We start from the raw sequence: 13,873 nt of genomic DNA on the forward strand, positions 1-13,873 counted from the left end.
TTGGCCGGGATGACGGGGGCGGGCATCAGGACAGGACCAGGTCGGGCAGGGACCCGGTGGGGCCCTGCCCGGCCCGGTGCCGCAGCAGCGCGCCCAGGCAGTCGGCCAGGGGACCGCCCGTGGCGGGGGCCAACGGCGTCCAGGCGGTGCCGTCGGCGGTGTGGACGCGGTCGACGAAGCGGCGCAGGTGTTCGGGGTCGAGCGCGACACCGAACAGATCGGCGGTCGCCACCGCTTCGTACGTGGACAGCAGGTCGGGCATGCGCGAACCGGTGTCCGCCCAGCCGCCGCCGCGCACCCGGTGGGCGTCCAGGACGGCACGGACGGGAGCGTCGTCCAGGTGCCCGAGCGCGTGGCGGACACGCAGGGCGCGCAGGCGCGCGCGTGCCCCTTCGCCCGGGGTCCGGGCGGCGAAGGCCTCCAGGGCGTCGGCGTCGAGTACGGCGCTCACGTCGGCGCCCAGCAGCCGGACGACGGCGACGGCGGCGGCCGTCGACAGGGAGTCGGAACCCCTGCCCTCCCAGAACCCGAAGCCCCCGTCGGGGTTCTGCAGGGAGCGGAGCCAGCCGAGGACGCCGGCGCGCTGCCCGGCGTGGCGTTCGGGGTCGGCGAAGGCCCCGGCGGTGAGGCCCCACAGGGTGCAGCGGATCTCGCTGCCCCGCCCGGGCATGTACATCAGGCCTGCCTCGTTGGGCAGCAGGCACCCTTCGAGCCAGGCCCGGTGGGCCGGTACGGCGGGGTCGTCCGGGTGCGCGAGGACGGCGGCGGCGGTGGTCAGCGCGTCGGCGGCGAGGGCAGGTTCGCGGTAGGTGTAGCCGCCGCCGGGGCAGGCGAGTTCCGCGATGCGGCGCACCACGTCGTCGGCGATGCCGGTGACGTCGGCACCGACACCGACGAGCGCGCCGACGGCGCAGAAGGACGCCCACACGTCCTCGACCGCGTAGCCCTCCCACCGCACGAACGCCCGCCCGGGGCCGCGCAGGGCATGTACCCACGGCTCGATGTCGTACGTGGGCATCGCGCCGAGCAGGCGCAGGGCGGCGACCGACCGGTAGGTGGCCCACATGCACGGGATCCCGGCGCCGGGCGAGAACCGGAAGCCGCCCTCGGGTGCCTGTTGGGCCTGGATCCAGGCGACCAGGCGCGCTACGTCCCACGGGGGGCGTACGGGCTCCTGGGCGTTCAGCGCGGCCCAGGCGGCGACGCCGTAGTGGCAGGCACGCACGTCGGCGGTGGTGTGGCCGGGGCTCCAGGAGAGTCCGCCGTCCGCGGTCTGGAGGCCGTGGAGCCAGGCCAGCAGGCGCTCCCGGTCGGGAACGGTGGAGCGGGCGGGGCCCAGGGCGGTGCGGGTGGAGAAGTGGGTGGCCCAGACCTCGGCGTCCTGTCCGGGCGTCATGGCGTACGCGTCGCCGGTCCAGGTCGTGGCGAGCCATGCGGCGGTCGCCTCCGGTTCCGGGACGGGGTGACCGAGATCGGTGAGCGCCTGGGTGCAGTAGAAGGTGGCCCAGGCGTCGGAGGGCATGCCGACGGACCACGCGTAGCCGCCGTCGGCGTTGCGGCGGCCGCTCAGGTAGCGGGCGGTGGCGTCCGGGGCGGTGGCGTCGGCGGTCCGGCCGAGCCAGGCGAGGGTGCGCGTCGCGGCGTACGTGCACCACAGGTCGGGATCGCCCAGGACGGCGCCGCCGGGAGCGGGGGACGCGGCGGGGGTGGACTCGGGGGGCACGGTGGGGGCGGTCATCGGGCGTTCTCCACGACGCGTACGTTGGTGCGCTTCCAACTCTTCTGCGATCCACCGCTCTTGGTGGTGGAGGGCAGCGCGTTGAGGAAGGCGACACCGTCCCAGGCGAAGCCCAGCCGGTGCCGGCAGGCCTCCTGCACGGAGTCGGCGTCGGCGGCTTCGGAAGCGCGGTCGGAGCCGGGTACGCGCTCCAGGAGGAGCCGGGCCTGCGTGCCCGCCTCGTCGACCTCGACGAGATAGCCCGTGGCCGACGTCAGTCCGTAGACGATTTCCTCCACGTCGCGGATCGCCAGGTCCGCCCCCCGTATGCGCAGGCCCTCGCTGGACCGGCCGCGGACGACGATCGTGCTGCCGGGGGTGGCGCAGTCGCACCGGTCGCTGCTGATCTCCACCTCGTCGCCGGTGTCGAGGCGCAGCAGCGGGCGGGCGTGCAGGTTGAGGGGGGTGACGACCAGCCGCCCCGCGCCGTCGGCCGGCAGGGGCGTCGTGCGCTCGCCGTCCGTCAGCTCGAAGTAGTGGGCGTGGGTGAGCAGGTGAAGGTTCCCGGCAGGGCAGGTCGCGGCGAGGGTGCCGGTCTCGGTGCTGCCGTAGCTCACGTCGTGCGCGGTGGCGTCCCACCAGGTGCCGAGCCGGGTGCGCAGAGCCGGGGTGCTGACCTCGCCGAGCAGCATCAGTTTGGATATGGAGTCGCTGAGTCCGGGCAGCGTGCCGCGCTGGACGAGCAGGCGGGTGAGCTGCATCAGCACGCCCGGGGCCGCGAAGACGGCGGTGGGCCGCAGGGTGGACCACAGATCGCTCAGGCGGTCCCAGTCGGAGATGCCGGTGGCGAACGGGTACATCCGGGTGTGCGGAAGTCCGAGGTACTCACAGACGCCGACGATGAGGTCGGCGACCGGCACGATGTCGGAGGGCAGCAGGATCGCGACCCGGTCGTCGGCGTTCAGGACGGAGCGCCACGCCTCGGCGACGGAGACCGTGTTCCACACGATGTCCTCCAAGTGGCGCGGGGTGGGGGTGACCCGGCCGGAGGTGCCCGTCGTCTCGTAGTACTTGGCCGCCTCGGCCAGCTCTCCCACCGCGAAGCTCCAGGGGTCCTGCTTCAGCCGGTCCTTGGGGGTGACGGGGAGCCGCTCGAAGCCGTCCCAGGAGAACGCACCGATGTCCCGGAAGGCCTGGGACTTGGCGGCTCGTGCCCATGCCGCGGACAGCTTGCGGGTGTGGAAGTCGGCGGTGGGCGGGTGGCGTCGTGCCCACCGGGCCTCCTCCTGTGCCTCTCGCAGCAGCCTCAGTCCCGCTTCATCTCGGATCAACATGCTTTCTTCCCAACTCACTGTGGCATGTGGGCAACTCGATGATGCGCGCTCCGAAGAATTCAGCCACAAGCCCTGTCAGGCGTCCAATAACCATCTCGAATCAACGCGCGATAAGCGGCACTGATCACGTGAGTTGAAAATCTGCTTGGACACCGGACGGCGCGGCCGGGCCTACTTGTTGACATGACGAAGAACAAAGCGGCGCTCTCCGTTCCCGCCCTGCTGGAACGCATGGCGGAGATTCCGTCCCTCAGTGACCGGTACGACGACGCGCGGGCCCTTGCCGAACCGGCACTGCGAGATCTGCCGATCCTCACGAAGGACGATTTCCGGGGCGCTCTTCCCGATGTCCTGCGTGTCGCACGGTCACGGCGGCACGGTTCGATCGTCCTGGGGAGCGGCGGGACCACCTCGACCCCGAAGCTGAGCTTCATCGCCAGTGGCCAGCTGATCGAGGCGATCGCAGCCGAGTGGAGTCCGCTGGACCACCAGGACGTCCTCGTGAACTACGACACTCCGGGCCGGTTGTCCTCGTCGCACAACTTCTTCAACGCGGTGGCCCACCGGGCCGGCGCGGTGACGATCCCGCTGGGCGCGGTCGACGAGGCGCAGCTCGGCGAGTGGCTCGACTTCGTGGGTCTGCTCGACGCGACCGCCCTGAACGCGACGCAGAGCCAGATAGGCAACCTGCTGGAGTTCTACGAGCGCACGGACCGCAGGCCCCCGGCTTTCAAGAAGCTGCTGTGGACGGGCGAACCGTTCGGCGAGCGTGCGCTGGAGACCGTCCGCCGGGTCCTTCCGGACGCGGAGCTGCACGGTGTGTACGGGTCGACGGAGACCTGGGTGATCGGGCACAACGGCCCCGCCTGCGCCCTGGACACGTTCCACCTCATGCCCTACCAGCACGTCGAGCTGGAGGACGGGGCGATCCTCGTGACCAACCTGCACCCGGAGTGCGTCAACCCGGTGGTGCGCTACCGGCTCGGTGATCTGGGCGAGTTCGTCCACTGCGCCTGCGGCCGGGCGGACACCGCACTGCGGGTCGTGGGCCGTGACGACCCGCAGATGAAGTTCCTGAGCATCCTGGTCACCCCGCAGGAGATCGTCGAGGCGACCCGGCTGCACCCGGCGGTCGACGACGTGCAGATCGCGCTGTTCGATCACGGCTCCCCCGCGGAGCGGATGGAACTGCGGATCAAGACCGCCAAGGAGGCCGACCCGGCCGAGGTCGAGTCGGAGGTGCGCCGCACGGTCCTCACCCAGGTCTACCGGCTCGGCTACGAGGTGGAGACCGAGGCGCCCCGCGCGTTCGCGGTCCGGGCGGTCGAGCGCTTCACCGTCAACGAGCGGTCGAACAAGACGCCGCTGGTCGTCAAGGACCAGCCGCTGCCCTGACCCCGCCGGGGCCGTCGTCCCGATCACCCCCGCACCGAAGACATCCGTTCCGGGACCCGCCGACCCGACTCGAGAGAAGAGTTCCCATGACCGAGCGCACCACCCGAACCGCCGTTCCGCGCCGTTATCTCATGTGCCGGCCCACACACTTCGAGGTGACCTATTCCATCAATCCGTGGATGAATCCCGAGAAGCCGGTCGACCGCGAATTGGCCGTCCTCCAGTGGGAGCGCCTCCGTGAGATCTATCTGGAACTCGGGCACACCGTCGAATTGATCGAGCCGGTGCCCGGTCTGCCGGACATGGTGTTCGCCGCGAATGGCGCCACCGTCGTGGACGGGCGCGTGCTCGGTGCCAAGTTCCGCAACGAGCAGCGCGTCGCGGAGGGACCCGCGTATTCCCGGTGGTTCCGCGAGAACGGTTTCCCCGAGGTGCGGGACCCGGAGTTCATCAACGAGGGCGAGGGCGACTACCTCGTCACCGGGACGTGGGTGCTGGCCGGTTGCGGGTTCCGTACCGACCCCGCCTCGCACCAGGAGGCCCAGGACTTCTTCGGCCGCCCGGTGATCGGCCTGCGCCTGGTCGATCCGCGCTTCTACCACCTGGACACCGCGCTCGCGGTCCTGGGCGACGACGAGATCATGTACTGCCCGGAGTCGTTCTCACCGGGCAGCCGTGCGGTGCTGCGCCGCCTGTTCCCGGACGCCGTCCTGGTCTCGGCCGAGGACGCGGGCGTGTTCGGCCTCAACGCCGTCTCGGACGGGTACAACGTCGTCCTGCCCCAGGCGGCGACAGGTCTCGCGGATCAGCTCGCCGCGCGCGGCTACAACCCGATCGGCATCGACCTCTCGGAGCTTCTCAAGGCCGGCGGGAGTGCCAAGTGCTGCACGCTGGAGATCCGCAGGGCCAGTTCCGAGGGTTCGGAACGCGCGGCGACGCCCGCGCGCACGGCCTGCGTGGTGTAACGCGGGCGCGTCACCACCTCGGCGGGAGCCTGCTGCTCCCGCCGGGCGGGGCGCGGCCGCTGGTCCGTCGCGGAGGCCATGAACGACAGGAAGGCCCGCAGGGCGGACTTGGTGTTGTCCTTGCGCCACACGAGGGCCAGCGGCACGGTGGGCGTGCCCTCCAACGGACGGAGCACCACGCCGGGTACGTCCAGCAGGGCGACGGCATCCCGGGTGACCAGGGTCATGCCCTGCCCCTGCGCGACCGCCATCAGCATGTGGACCTCGTCGGGCTCCTCCCGGACGATGTGCGGGGTGCGGCCCACGGGATAGACGGCGTGGATGATCGACTCCCATAAACCGCCCGACTCCCGGGGGAAGTAGACCAGGGGGTCCGCGGCGACGTCCTCGAACCGGATGGTGAGCCGGCCGGCCAACGGATGAGCGGCGGGCAGGGCGACGAGGATCTCCTCGTCGCCCACGCCGAGGAGCCCCAGGTCCTGCCCCAGCTCCACCGGCGGCCGCACGAAGCCCACGTCCACGCGGCGGGTGCGCACGCGTTCCACGTTGAAGGAGCTGAAGCCGGCCGAGGTCCGCAGGTTGATGTGCGGGCGGACGGAGCGGAACGCTGCGGTCAGCTCGTGGGCCCGGCCGAGGCTCGCGGAGGCCGTGTGGGCCAGCGTCAGGGTCGCGTGATGCCGGTCGACCATGTCGCTGGCGAAGCCCTTCACCTCCTCGGCGTGCGCGACCAGACGTTTCGCCCTGGGCAGGAGTTCCTCGCCGATCGCGGTCAGCGAGACCAGTTGGCGCGACCGGTGGAACAGGGGAGCGCCGATCTCGCGCTCCATCACCTTGATCGCCTGAGAGAGGCCGGGCTGCGAGATGTGGAGTCTCTTCGCCGCTCTGCCGAAGTGCAGTTCGTCGGCCACGGCGATGAAGTACGTGAATGCTCGAATGTCCACGGGTGCAACCTCCATGCGCGCCTCACGGCGCCCGTAGCGGTGAGGAGGGGCCGTCCCGTCCGCCTGCCCGCCGGTGGGGCGGGCCTGCCGCGGCTGGTGGACCGACCTCCCGGCGTGCCGGGAAAGTCCGGATGCGCCACCGATGCCCGTTCCGCCCCTTCGCGGAGCTTTCCGGACCCCTCGTTCCCCAAGATCTACAACTGGTTCACCGCAAAAATAGGCAAGCCAGTCAAGCCTTGTCAAGGATTGACTACACTCGTCAAGGGCTCCTAGCCTCGGCATGCGGCCCCGCGCCACCGAAGAAAGACGAGCGTCCGGACCGACCCGCAGGGCCGGAGCCCGGGACGCACCCGACCCAGGAGAGAAGAACTGCCATGCGCCTCGCCCACAGCCTCGCCACCCTGGCCACGCTCACGGCGGCCACGCTGCTCACCATCACCTCGGCGCACGCGGAAGCGGCCCCCGCCCGCCCGGCAGTTGCCATCGCGCCTCAGGAGATCGAATGGCCGGCGCCCGGCGGGGCGACCCCGCAGGAGATCGAGTGGCCGGCGCCGGGCCGGGCGATCACGTCGGAGATCGAGTGGCCGGCGGCGGGCCGGGAGACCCCGCTGGACATCGAGTGGCCGGCACCGACTCCGTAGGGCTCCATCCCCGCCGACCGGGGACCGGATGATGCGCACCGACCGGGCCGCACCATCATTCTTGACGGCCCGAGTAAAGGATCGATAATGTGTTGACAAATCGAGGACGGGGCTGTCCGTAAGGAATGAAGATGCTTGAGCAGCCGGCGTTCGGCCGCCGCCTCCGTCAGCTCCGACAGCAGCAGGGGCTCACCCAGGCCAGCCTCACCGGTCCCCGCATGTCGGCCGCTTACGTGTCGCGACTGGAGGCGGGATCCCGCCCGCCCACACCGCAGAGCGTGGAACTTCTCGCCGCCAAGCTCAACGTTCCGCTCAGCATGTTCGACGAGGTCGAAGCCACCGGCCTCTCGGACATCCTCGCCACCACGGCGGCGCTGTGGGAGTCGGCCGACAAAGGCGAACTCCGGCTCCAGCTGGAACAGGCACTGGAAACCGACACCGAGGCCGACCCCACCCTGCGGTGGCAGGCGTACGCCCAACTCGCCAAGCTCCAGTGCGAGGAAGGGCAGCGCCGGGAGGAGTACGACAACCTCCGGCACCTCGTACAGGTGAGCGAGGAGCTGGGGCACCCCGTGCTCCTCGTCCACGCCCGCTTGCGCCTCGCGCGGTGCCAGAGATCCCTCGGCCGCATCGACGACGCACGCGCCACCGCGCGGGACGGTCTGCGTCTCGCGCAGGAGGCCGGTCTCGGCACCGACGACACCACCCGCCTCCGGATCCTGCTCGTCTCCACCGCGGCCGAACTGGGCGACCTCGCGGAGGCGAAGCGCATGAGTGACGAGATCTGCTCCTCCCTCCACGACCGCACGGGCTCCCTCGCCGCAGAGGCCTGGTGGGCCGCGGCCACCGTCACCACCCGCATCGGCGACCACAAGCGCGCGGGCCTGCTCCTGGACCGGGCCCTCGCGGCGGTCAGCAGCCGTGAGGACCTCTCGCTGTGGGTGCGACTGCGGCTGGCGGCCGCCGCGCTCAAGCTCCAGGCCGGCCCCCTGCGCCTCGACGCCGTCGAGCACTATCTGGCGGAGGTGAAACCTGCCCTCGACCTGGTGGGCACCCCGGCGAACCAGCAGGAGTACACCTTCCTCACAGCCCAACTACGGTACGCCCGGGGTGACTTCGCAGCCGCCCGCGCCCTCTGCGACGACATCGACCAGGACGCGCTCCTGCTCAGCTACCGCGACCGGATCCGCTACCGCATGCTGGGCGCGCAGATCCGCTTGGCGGAGGGTGACACGACGGCGATCACGGACCTCACGGCACTCGCGGAGCAGGCACAGGACGCGGAGATGATCGATCTGGCGGCCGAGGTGTGGCGGACGGCGGCGCGGGCGCACGCGCACTGAGAGGCCCCGGGGCAGGCAGGACGCGGCCTACGGCGACTTCGCCAGGTGCGCCGGGTCCCGCACGAGGAGGGCCGGCCCCGGAGCCCGAACGAGCCGGCGGAGCCGATACCGTCCGCTGCCCCGGCCTGAGACGTCTGCCGCGGAGAGGGGCCCGCGGCTCGACTTCCGTGACGGACCCCAGAGGGTCAGCGCACCCTGCCGCGCGGCTTCAGCGGCACCGGCGGAAGCGCGGGCGCGGGAAGCGGACCGCCGTCGTAGCCCTTGACCTCACCGAAGCGGGAGCCGGTCGTCCAGTCCTCGCGGGCCTGCTCGATGTCCCGCTGCGTGCGCCCGATGAAGTTCCACCACATGATGAGCTCCTCCTCGAAGGGCTCGCCGCCCAGGAGCATCAGTCCGGCGTCGGACTCGGCACGCAGGGGGAGTTCACGGCGGCCGCAGCCGAGGTAGAGCATCGAGCCGGGCAGCAGCGGCACCCCGTCGACATGCGCCTCGCCCGACATGGAGAGCACGGCGTACTCGAAGTCCGGCTCCAGGGGCAGCCGCAGGTCGGCGCCGCGGGTCAGGCTCAGGTCGGCACCGACGATCGGGGTGTACGTCGTTCCGGGCGAGGTCGCGCCGTCGACGCTGCCGAGGATGAGGGTGGCCGTGAGGCCGGGGGCGGTGACCGTGGGCAGTCCGGCGTGGTGCTCGAAGCGCGGATCGGTGTGCCGGTGTCTGTCCGGGAGCGCCACCCAGAGCTGCGCGCCGTGCAGGAGGCGCGCGTGCGACCTGGGGCTCTCCTCGGAGTGGCTGATGGCGCGGCCCGAGGTCATCAGGCCCAGCTCGCGCGGGCGGATCGTCTGCAGGCTGCCGGTCGAGTCGCGGTGCAGCACCTCGCCCTCGTGCAGCCAGCTGACCGTCTGCAGACCCGTGTGCGGGTGCGGCGGGACCTGCATGCCGGGCTCGTCCGCGATGTCGTCGGGTCCGTAGTGATCGACGAAGCACCAGGCGCCCACCATGCGGCGGCCCAGGTTCGGCAGCAGCCGGCGGACCTCGCCGGCCTCGCCGAGCTGGACCCGGCGGGGGCTGAGGAGTTCACGCACCGGCTCCGCCACCACGAAACCACGGCCTCCGCACAGTGCGGGAACCGCCTCGCGATCAAGATTGCTCATGGCACCCAACCTAGTGTCCTCCGCAGAAGTCCGCCGAGAGGGATGAGCAAACCGTCCTCGTCATGGCCGGCGAGGTGCTGGAGCCCGCTTGTTCACCGGATTCCGGAGTCGGGATGTTCGCCGTCCCACTGCCGGCGTGCCTGCGCGATGGCGTCGCGGTGTTCCGCCGACCAGTCCGTGAGGGCCTTGACCAGATGGGTGAGGCTGTGGCCCATCGCCGTGAGCTCGTACTCGACCTGCGGGGGCACCGTCGGGTGCACGGTCCGGGTGACCAGGCCGTCGCGTTCCAACCGGCGGACGGTGAGCGTCAGCATCCGCTGCGAGATACCGGGTACGGCGCGCTGAAGCTGTCGGAAACGGCGGACGCCCTGGGCCAGTTCGACGACGACCAGGACTGACCACTTGTCGCCGATCCGGTCGAGTACATCGCGGATCCCGCAGTCCTCGTGCTCGTCGCCGCAGCTGACGACGGGTTCGGTGGTTACCCCGGTGTGCCCCACTGACATGGAAGTGCCTCCTTACGCTCCCTGCCGCAAAAGCTCAGGATGATCCCGGTTACCGAAGAGAACCTACCGGAACGGGAAGACCCTGATGATCCTTGTTACTGGCGCCACCGGTGCCCTGGGCACGCTGATCGCCGAGCGGCTGGCCGGCCATGACGACATCGTCCTCGGAACGCGCGAACCTCAGCGTCTCAGGACCACGCTGCCGGTCCGCCGCATCGACTTCGACGAGCCCGCCACCCTCGCCGCGGGCTTCGAGGCTGTGGATGTGCTGCTGCTGGTCTCGGCGGGCTACGGCGAGGACGACACCGTCACAGCCCGGCACGGCGCCGCCATCGACGCGGCGGAGAAGGCCGGCGCAGGGCATGTCGTCTACACGAGCCTGACCGCCGACGGCGATCATCTTCCCTACGCGCTGCCGCACCGTTGGACCGAGCGTCGGCTCCGGGCGAGCACCATGGACTGGACGATCCTGCGCAACGGCCTGTACGCGGAGTTGCTGGGCGGGCTCGCCGCGCCGTCGGCCGACGGGCGGATCACCGCTCCGCTCGGCGAGGGCCAACTGGCCGCCGTGGCACGGGCGGATCTGGCCGACGCCGCGGTACGTGTGACGGTGGAGGCACCCGCTCATGCGCGGCGCGTCTATGAACTCGTGGGCGAGCAGGCCATCGGCGGCGCCGAGCTGGCCCGCGCGCACGGCCCGCACGTCACCTATGAGCCGGAGACACTCGCCCGGGCCCGTGCGCGCCTCGCCGCTTCCGGCGCTGAGCCGTTCCAGGTTCCGATGCTGGTGGGCACCTACTCCGCCATCGCTGCCGGATTCATGTCCCGCACCGGCGGTGACCTGCGCCGACTGCTGGGCCGCGAACCCCGCTCCGCGCTCGCGGCAGCCCTCGCATAGCCCGCCCTCACGGCACAGCGAACTCGCACAGTAGTGGAATATTCAACCACCCGCCTTCGTTGTCGCCGCCGAAGGAGGTCAGCAGTGGACATGACGTACTACGACCACGGGACGGCCGCGGAGCGCTGGGAGCGCGCGCGGATGTTCTTCGACGCCAGGGACTTCGCGGCTGCGGCGCGGGTGCTGGGCGGGCTGGTCGAGGAGGTGCCGGAGCAGGCGGGTCCCCGGCTGCTGCTGGCGCGCTCGTACTACCACTCGGCCCAACTTCGCCGCGCGGAGTCCGAGTTGAGGATCCTCGTCGAGCGCGACCCGGTCGAGCACTACGCCCGGCTGATGCTGGGCCGGACCCTCGAACGCCAGGGCCGGCACGAGGAGGCGGAGCCGCACCTCAGGATCGCCTCGGCGCTCGCGGGGGACTTCGACCGCCTGTGACCGCCGGCCTCCCCCGCGGTCGCGCCAGACCCTGGGAGGTCACCCGAGGAGGCCGGGAGCCCAGCGCCCGGCCGGTCACCCGAACGACCGGCCGGCCGCGGTTCCCGGCCCTTTCCCGCCAGGCCCCGTCAGTCCTCCGTACCGCCACTCCCCTCGGCTCCGGCGGGCGGTCCCGCCGAGGTCCCGCCTCGCGCCGTGCCTCCCGGCTTGGCATCCTGGCCCGATGGCATCCGAACACGACCCCGGTCCCTCCCGCTCCTTGACCGACCAGGTGGAGGAACTCCTCTCCCGGGCGGGCCCGTTGCCGATCGTCGCCGCCGGTGAACCGGTGCTGCGGGGCGAAGCCGAGCCCTTCGACGGCCAGTTGGACGAGAAGCTGCTGGACCGCTTCGTGACCGCGCTGCGCGAGACGATGCACGCGGCGCCCGGCGTGGGGCTCGCCGCGCCACAGGTGGGCGTACCGCTGCGGATCGCGGTGATCGAGGACCCGGCGCCGGTGCCGGAGGAGGTGCGGCTGGCGCGCGGCAGGGTGCCGCAGCCGTTCCGGGTGCTGGTGAACCCGTCGTACGAGCCCGTCGGCGCCGAGCGGGCCGCGTTCTTCGAGGGCTGCCTCAGCGTGCCGGGCTGGCAGGCGGTGGTGGCCCGGGCCGCCCGGGTCCGGCTCACGGCACGGGACGAGCACGGCCGCGCGGTGGACGAGATCGTCACCGGCTGGCCCGCGCGCATCGTGCAGCACGAGACGGACCACCTGGACGGCACGCTCTACCTGGACCGCGCGGAACTGCGCTCGCTGTCCTCGACCGAGGCGATGGCGCGGCGCTGGGCCCAGCCGACTCCGGGTGAGGCCGCGGCGGCCCTCGGTTTCGGCCTGCCCGGCTGACCAGGACACGTCCAGGGAACTGACCAGTACTGCCGGGCCGACCAGGACGCCCGGAGCCCGCGTCACCGGCCCGGTTGACGGGGGTGCCGCCGACCGGCGGCACCCCCGTGTCGCGGCTCAGGCGTCCCGGTACGCCTCCAGCAGCCGCAGCCACACCTCGCTCACCGTCGGGTACGAGGGCACCGCGTGCCACAGGCGGCTCACCGGTACCTCGCCGGCCACGGCGACGGTCGCCGAGTGGATCAGTTCACTCACTCCGGGGCCGACCAGGGTGACCCCGAGGACGACCTCCCGTGCGACGTCGACGATCATCCGGGCCCGGCCCCGGTAGCCGTCGGCGTACAGCCCCGCACCCGCCACCGAGGCGAGGTCGACGTCGACGGCGCGGACCCGGAGGCCGGCCTGCTCCGCCTCGGCGAGGGAGAGACCGACGGCCGCGGCCTCCGGGTCGGTGAAGACGACCTGGGGGACGGTCGCGTGGTCGGCCGTCGCCGCGTGGGCACCCCAGGGGTCCGTCTCCAGCAGGGGCACCCCGGACGCGCGGGCGGCGATGGCGGCGCCCGCGATACGGGCCTGGTACTTGCCCTGGTGGGTCAGCAGGGCGCGGTGGTTCACGTCGCCCACGGCGTACAGCCAGCTGCTGCCGCTCACCAGGAGCGTGTCGTCGACGGGCAGCCACGAGCCGGGCTCCAGACCGACCGTCTCGAGGCCCAGGTCGTCGGTGTGCGGCACCCGCCCGGTGGCGAACAGGATCTCGTCGGCCTCGAGGCGCTCTCCGCCGTCGGTGACGGCCACCACCGTCGGTCCCTCGCGCGTCACCGACGTCACCGAGACCCCGGTGCGGACGTCCGCGCCGGCCTCCTTCAGCGACTCCGCGACCAGTTCTCCGGCGAAGGGCTCCATACGGGGCAGCAGCCCCGCACCGCGGACGAGGAGGGTGACCCGCGAGCCGAGCGCCTGCCACACCGTGGCCATCTCGACCGCGACCACACCGCCGCCCACGACGATCAGCCGGTCCGGCACGGCCTGCGCGCTGGTGGCCTCACGGCTGGTCCAGGGCTTGACCTCGGCGAGGCCCGGCAGACCGGGAAGCGACGCGCGGGTGCCGGTGCACACGGCGACGGCGTGCCGGGCCGTGAGCACACGCCGTCCGCCGTCCGCGCCCTCGACCGTCACCTCGCGTGTCCCCGAGAGCCGCCCGTGCCCCCGGTAGAGGTCCGCGCCGATGCCCTCCAGCCAGCCGATCTGGCCGTCGTCCTTCCAGTGCGAGGTGTAGTAGTCCCGGTGGGCGAGGACCGCGGCGGCGTCGAGGGGGCCCTGCACCGACTGGCGCAGTCCCGGCACGCGGCGGGCGTCGGCGCGGGCGAGGACCGGGCGCAGCAGCGCCTTGCTCGGCATGCACGCCCAGTACGAGCACTCACCGCCGACCAGTTCGGCCTCCACGACCGCGGTGGAGAGTCCGGCCGCACGGGTGCGGTCGGCGACGTTCTCCCCCACGGGCCCGGCACCGAGCACCACGACGTCGTACGCGATGGTTTCCGTTTCCGTCATGGGGTCAGTCTGGTAGGTGGTGCGAGGCGTGGCCACACGGGGTGTGCGCCCTGGCCGCAGGGGTACGTGCGCGGAATACGCCACCGTGGGGCAGCGTTGTCGACAGCGGCTCGCCCCGG

General features: G+C 72.0%; 12 protein-coding genes and 1 pseudogene. 7 read left to right on the forward strand and 6 right to left on the reverse strand.

From position 1 onward, the window contains the following. Positions 1-25: 25 nt before the first annotated feature. A complete protein-coding gene (locus ACFYP4_RS11120; protein WP_358850655.1) occupies positions 26-1,738 on the reverse strand; it encodes a prenyltransferase/squalene oxidase repeat-containing protein in 1,713 nt (570 codons plus the stop codon). Further along, complete coding sequence (locus ACFYP4_RS11125; protein ID WP_388784794.1) at positions 1,735-3,051, reverse strand: phenylacetate--CoA ligase family protein; 1,317 nt, start codon at positions 3,049-3,051, stop codon at positions 1,735-1,737. The genes ACFYP4_RS11120 and ACFYP4_RS11125 overlap by 4 nt, the downstream gene beginning before the upstream one ends. Positions 3,052-3,234: 183 nt before the next feature. Here ACFYP4_RS11125 and ACFYP4_RS11130 point away from each other — a divergent pair, with 183 nt between their 5' ends. Beyond that, positions 3,235-4,446 carry an AMP-binding protein gene (locus tag ACFYP4_RS11130; RefSeq protein ID WP_358850657.1) on the forward strand — a complete coding sequence of 404 codons (1,212 nt, stop codon included), beginning with the start codon at positions 3,235-3,237 and terminating at the stop codon, positions 4,444-4,446. A gap of 86 nt (positions 4,447-4,532) precedes the next feature. Then, entirely contained in the window at positions 4,533-5,411 is an 879-nt protein-coding gene (gene ddaH, locus ACFYP4_RS11135; protein ID WP_358850658.1) for a dimethylargininase, read from the forward strand. Between the two features lie 83 nt (positions 5,412-5,494). On the opposite strand, the pseudogene ACFYP4_RS11140 reads toward ddaH, so the two are convergent. Next, a pseudogene (locus ACFYP4_RS11140) lies at positions 5,495-6,634 on the reverse strand (LysR substrate-binding domain-containing protein); the annotation flags it as partial. Between the two features lie 92 nt (positions 6,635-6,726). Here ACFYP4_RS11140 and ACFYP4_RS11145 point away from each other — a divergent pair. Then, complete coding sequence (locus ACFYP4_RS11145; RefSeq protein ID WP_388784798.1) at positions 6,727-6,993, forward strand: hypothetical protein; 267 nt, start codon at positions 6,727-6,729, stop codon at positions 6,991-6,993. A gap of 131 nt (positions 6,994-7,124) precedes the next feature. Then, positions 7,125-8,336, forward strand: coding sequence for a helix-turn-helix transcriptional regulator (locus ACFYP4_RS11150; RefSeq protein ID WP_358850660.1), 1,212 nt, complete (start codon positions 7,125-7,127; stop codon positions 8,334-8,336). Positions 8,337-8,521: 185 nt separating this feature from the next. Here the strand turns inward: ACFYP4_RS11150 and ACFYP4_RS11155 are convergent, their stop codons facing one another. Both ACFYP4_RS11155 and ACFYP4_RS11160 read right to left on the reverse strand, forming a co-directional pair. Next, on the reverse strand, positions 8,522-9,487 hold the full coding sequence (locus ACFYP4_RS11155; RefSeq protein ID WP_388784801.1) for a pirin family protein: 966 nt from the start codon (positions 9,485-9,487) through the stop codon (positions 8,522-8,524). Between the two features lie 92 nt (positions 9,488-9,579). After that, positions 9,580-9,993, reverse strand: coding sequence for a helix-turn-helix domain-containing protein (locus tag ACFYP4_RS11160; protein WP_358850662.1), 414 nt, complete (start codon positions 9,991-9,993; stop codon positions 9,580-9,582). An 85-nt stretch (positions 9,994-10,078) separates the two neighbouring features. Between ACFYP4_RS11160 and ACFYP4_RS11165 the strand changes: the two genes are divergently transcribed. The 3 genes from ACFYP4_RS11165 to ACFYP4_RS11175 all read left to right on the forward strand — a co-directional run bounded on the left by ACFYP4_RS11165 (position 10,079) and on the right by ACFYP4_RS11175 (position 12,203). After that, on the forward strand, positions 10,079-10,891 hold the full coding sequence (locus ACFYP4_RS11165) for an NAD(P)H-binding protein (protein WP_358850663.1): 813 nt from the start codon (positions 10,079-10,081) through the stop codon (positions 10,889-10,891). Positions 10,892-10,975: 84 nt separating this feature from the next. Next, positions 10,976-11,323, forward strand: a complete 348-nt coding sequence (locus tag ACFYP4_RS11170) for a tetratricopeptide repeat protein (protein ID WP_358850664.1) — start codon at positions 10,976-10,978, stop codon at positions 11,321-11,323. Between the two features lie 223 nt (positions 11,324-11,546). Next, complete coding sequence (locus ACFYP4_RS11175; protein WP_358850665.1) at positions 11,547-12,203, forward strand: peptide deformylase; 657 nt, start codon at positions 11,547-11,549, stop codon at positions 12,201-12,203. A 117-nt stretch (positions 12,204-12,320) separates the two neighbouring features. Here ACFYP4_RS11175 and ACFYP4_RS11180 read toward each other — a convergent pair whose 3' ends face one another. Beyond that, a complete protein-coding gene (locus ACFYP4_RS11180) occupies positions 12,321-13,754 on the reverse strand; it encodes a dihydrolipoyl dehydrogenase family protein (RefSeq protein ID WP_388784806.1) in 1,434 nt (477 codons plus the stop codon). Between the last annotated feature and the right edge of the window lie 119 nt (positions 13,755-13,873).

It is taken from the genome of Streptomyces sp. NPDC005551, from assembly GCF_042871785.1.
GTDB lineage: Bacteria > Actinomycetota > Actinomycetes > Streptomycetales > Streptomycetaceae > Streptomyces.

Excerpts from the sequence above, each read along its gene's own strand:
- ACFYP4_RS11120 (WP_358850655.1), bottom strand. The coding sequence starts at position 1,738 with ATGACCGCCCCCACCGTGCCCCCCGAGTCCACCCCCGCCGCGTCCCCC.
- ACFYP4_RS11125 (WP_388784794.1), bottom strand. The coding sequence starts at position 3,051 with ATGTTGATCCGAGATGAAGCGGGACTGAGGCTGCTGCGAGAGGCACAG.
- ACFYP4_RS11130 (WP_358850657.1), top strand. The coding sequence starts at position 3,235 with ATGACGAAGAACAAAGCGGCGCTCTCCGTTCCCGCCCTGCTGGAACGC.
- ddaH (WP_358850658.1), top strand. The coding sequence starts at position 4,533 with ATGACCGAGCGCACCACCCGAACCGCCGTTCCGCGCCGTTATCTCATG.
- ACFYP4_RS11145 (WP_388784798.1), top strand. The coding sequence starts at position 6,727 with ATGCGCCTCGCCCACAGCCTCGCCACCCTGGCCACGCTCACGGCGGCC.
- ACFYP4_RS11150 (WP_358850660.1), top strand. The coding sequence starts at position 7,125 with ATGCTTGAGCAGCCGGCGTTCGGCCGCCGCCTCCGTCAGCTCCGACAG.
- ACFYP4_RS11155 (WP_388784801.1), bottom strand. The coding sequence starts at position 9,487 with ATGAGCAATCTTGATCGCGAGGCGGTTCCCGCACTGTGCGGAGGCCGT.
- ACFYP4_RS11160 (WP_358850662.1), bottom strand. The coding sequence starts at position 9,993 with ATGTCAGTGGGGCACACCGGGGTAACCACCGAACCCGTCGTCAGCTGC.
- ACFYP4_RS11165 (WP_358850663.1), top strand. The coding sequence starts at position 10,079 with ATGATCCTTGTTACTGGCGCCACCGGTGCCCTGGGCACGCTGATCGCC.
- ACFYP4_RS11175 (WP_358850665.1), top strand. The coding sequence starts at position 11,547 with ATGGCATCCGAACACGACCCCGGTCCCTCCCGCTCCTTGACCGACCAG.
- ACFYP4_RS11180 (WP_388784806.1), bottom strand. The coding sequence starts at position 13,754 with ATGACGGAAACGGAAACCATCGCGTACGACGTCGTGGTGCTCGGTGCC.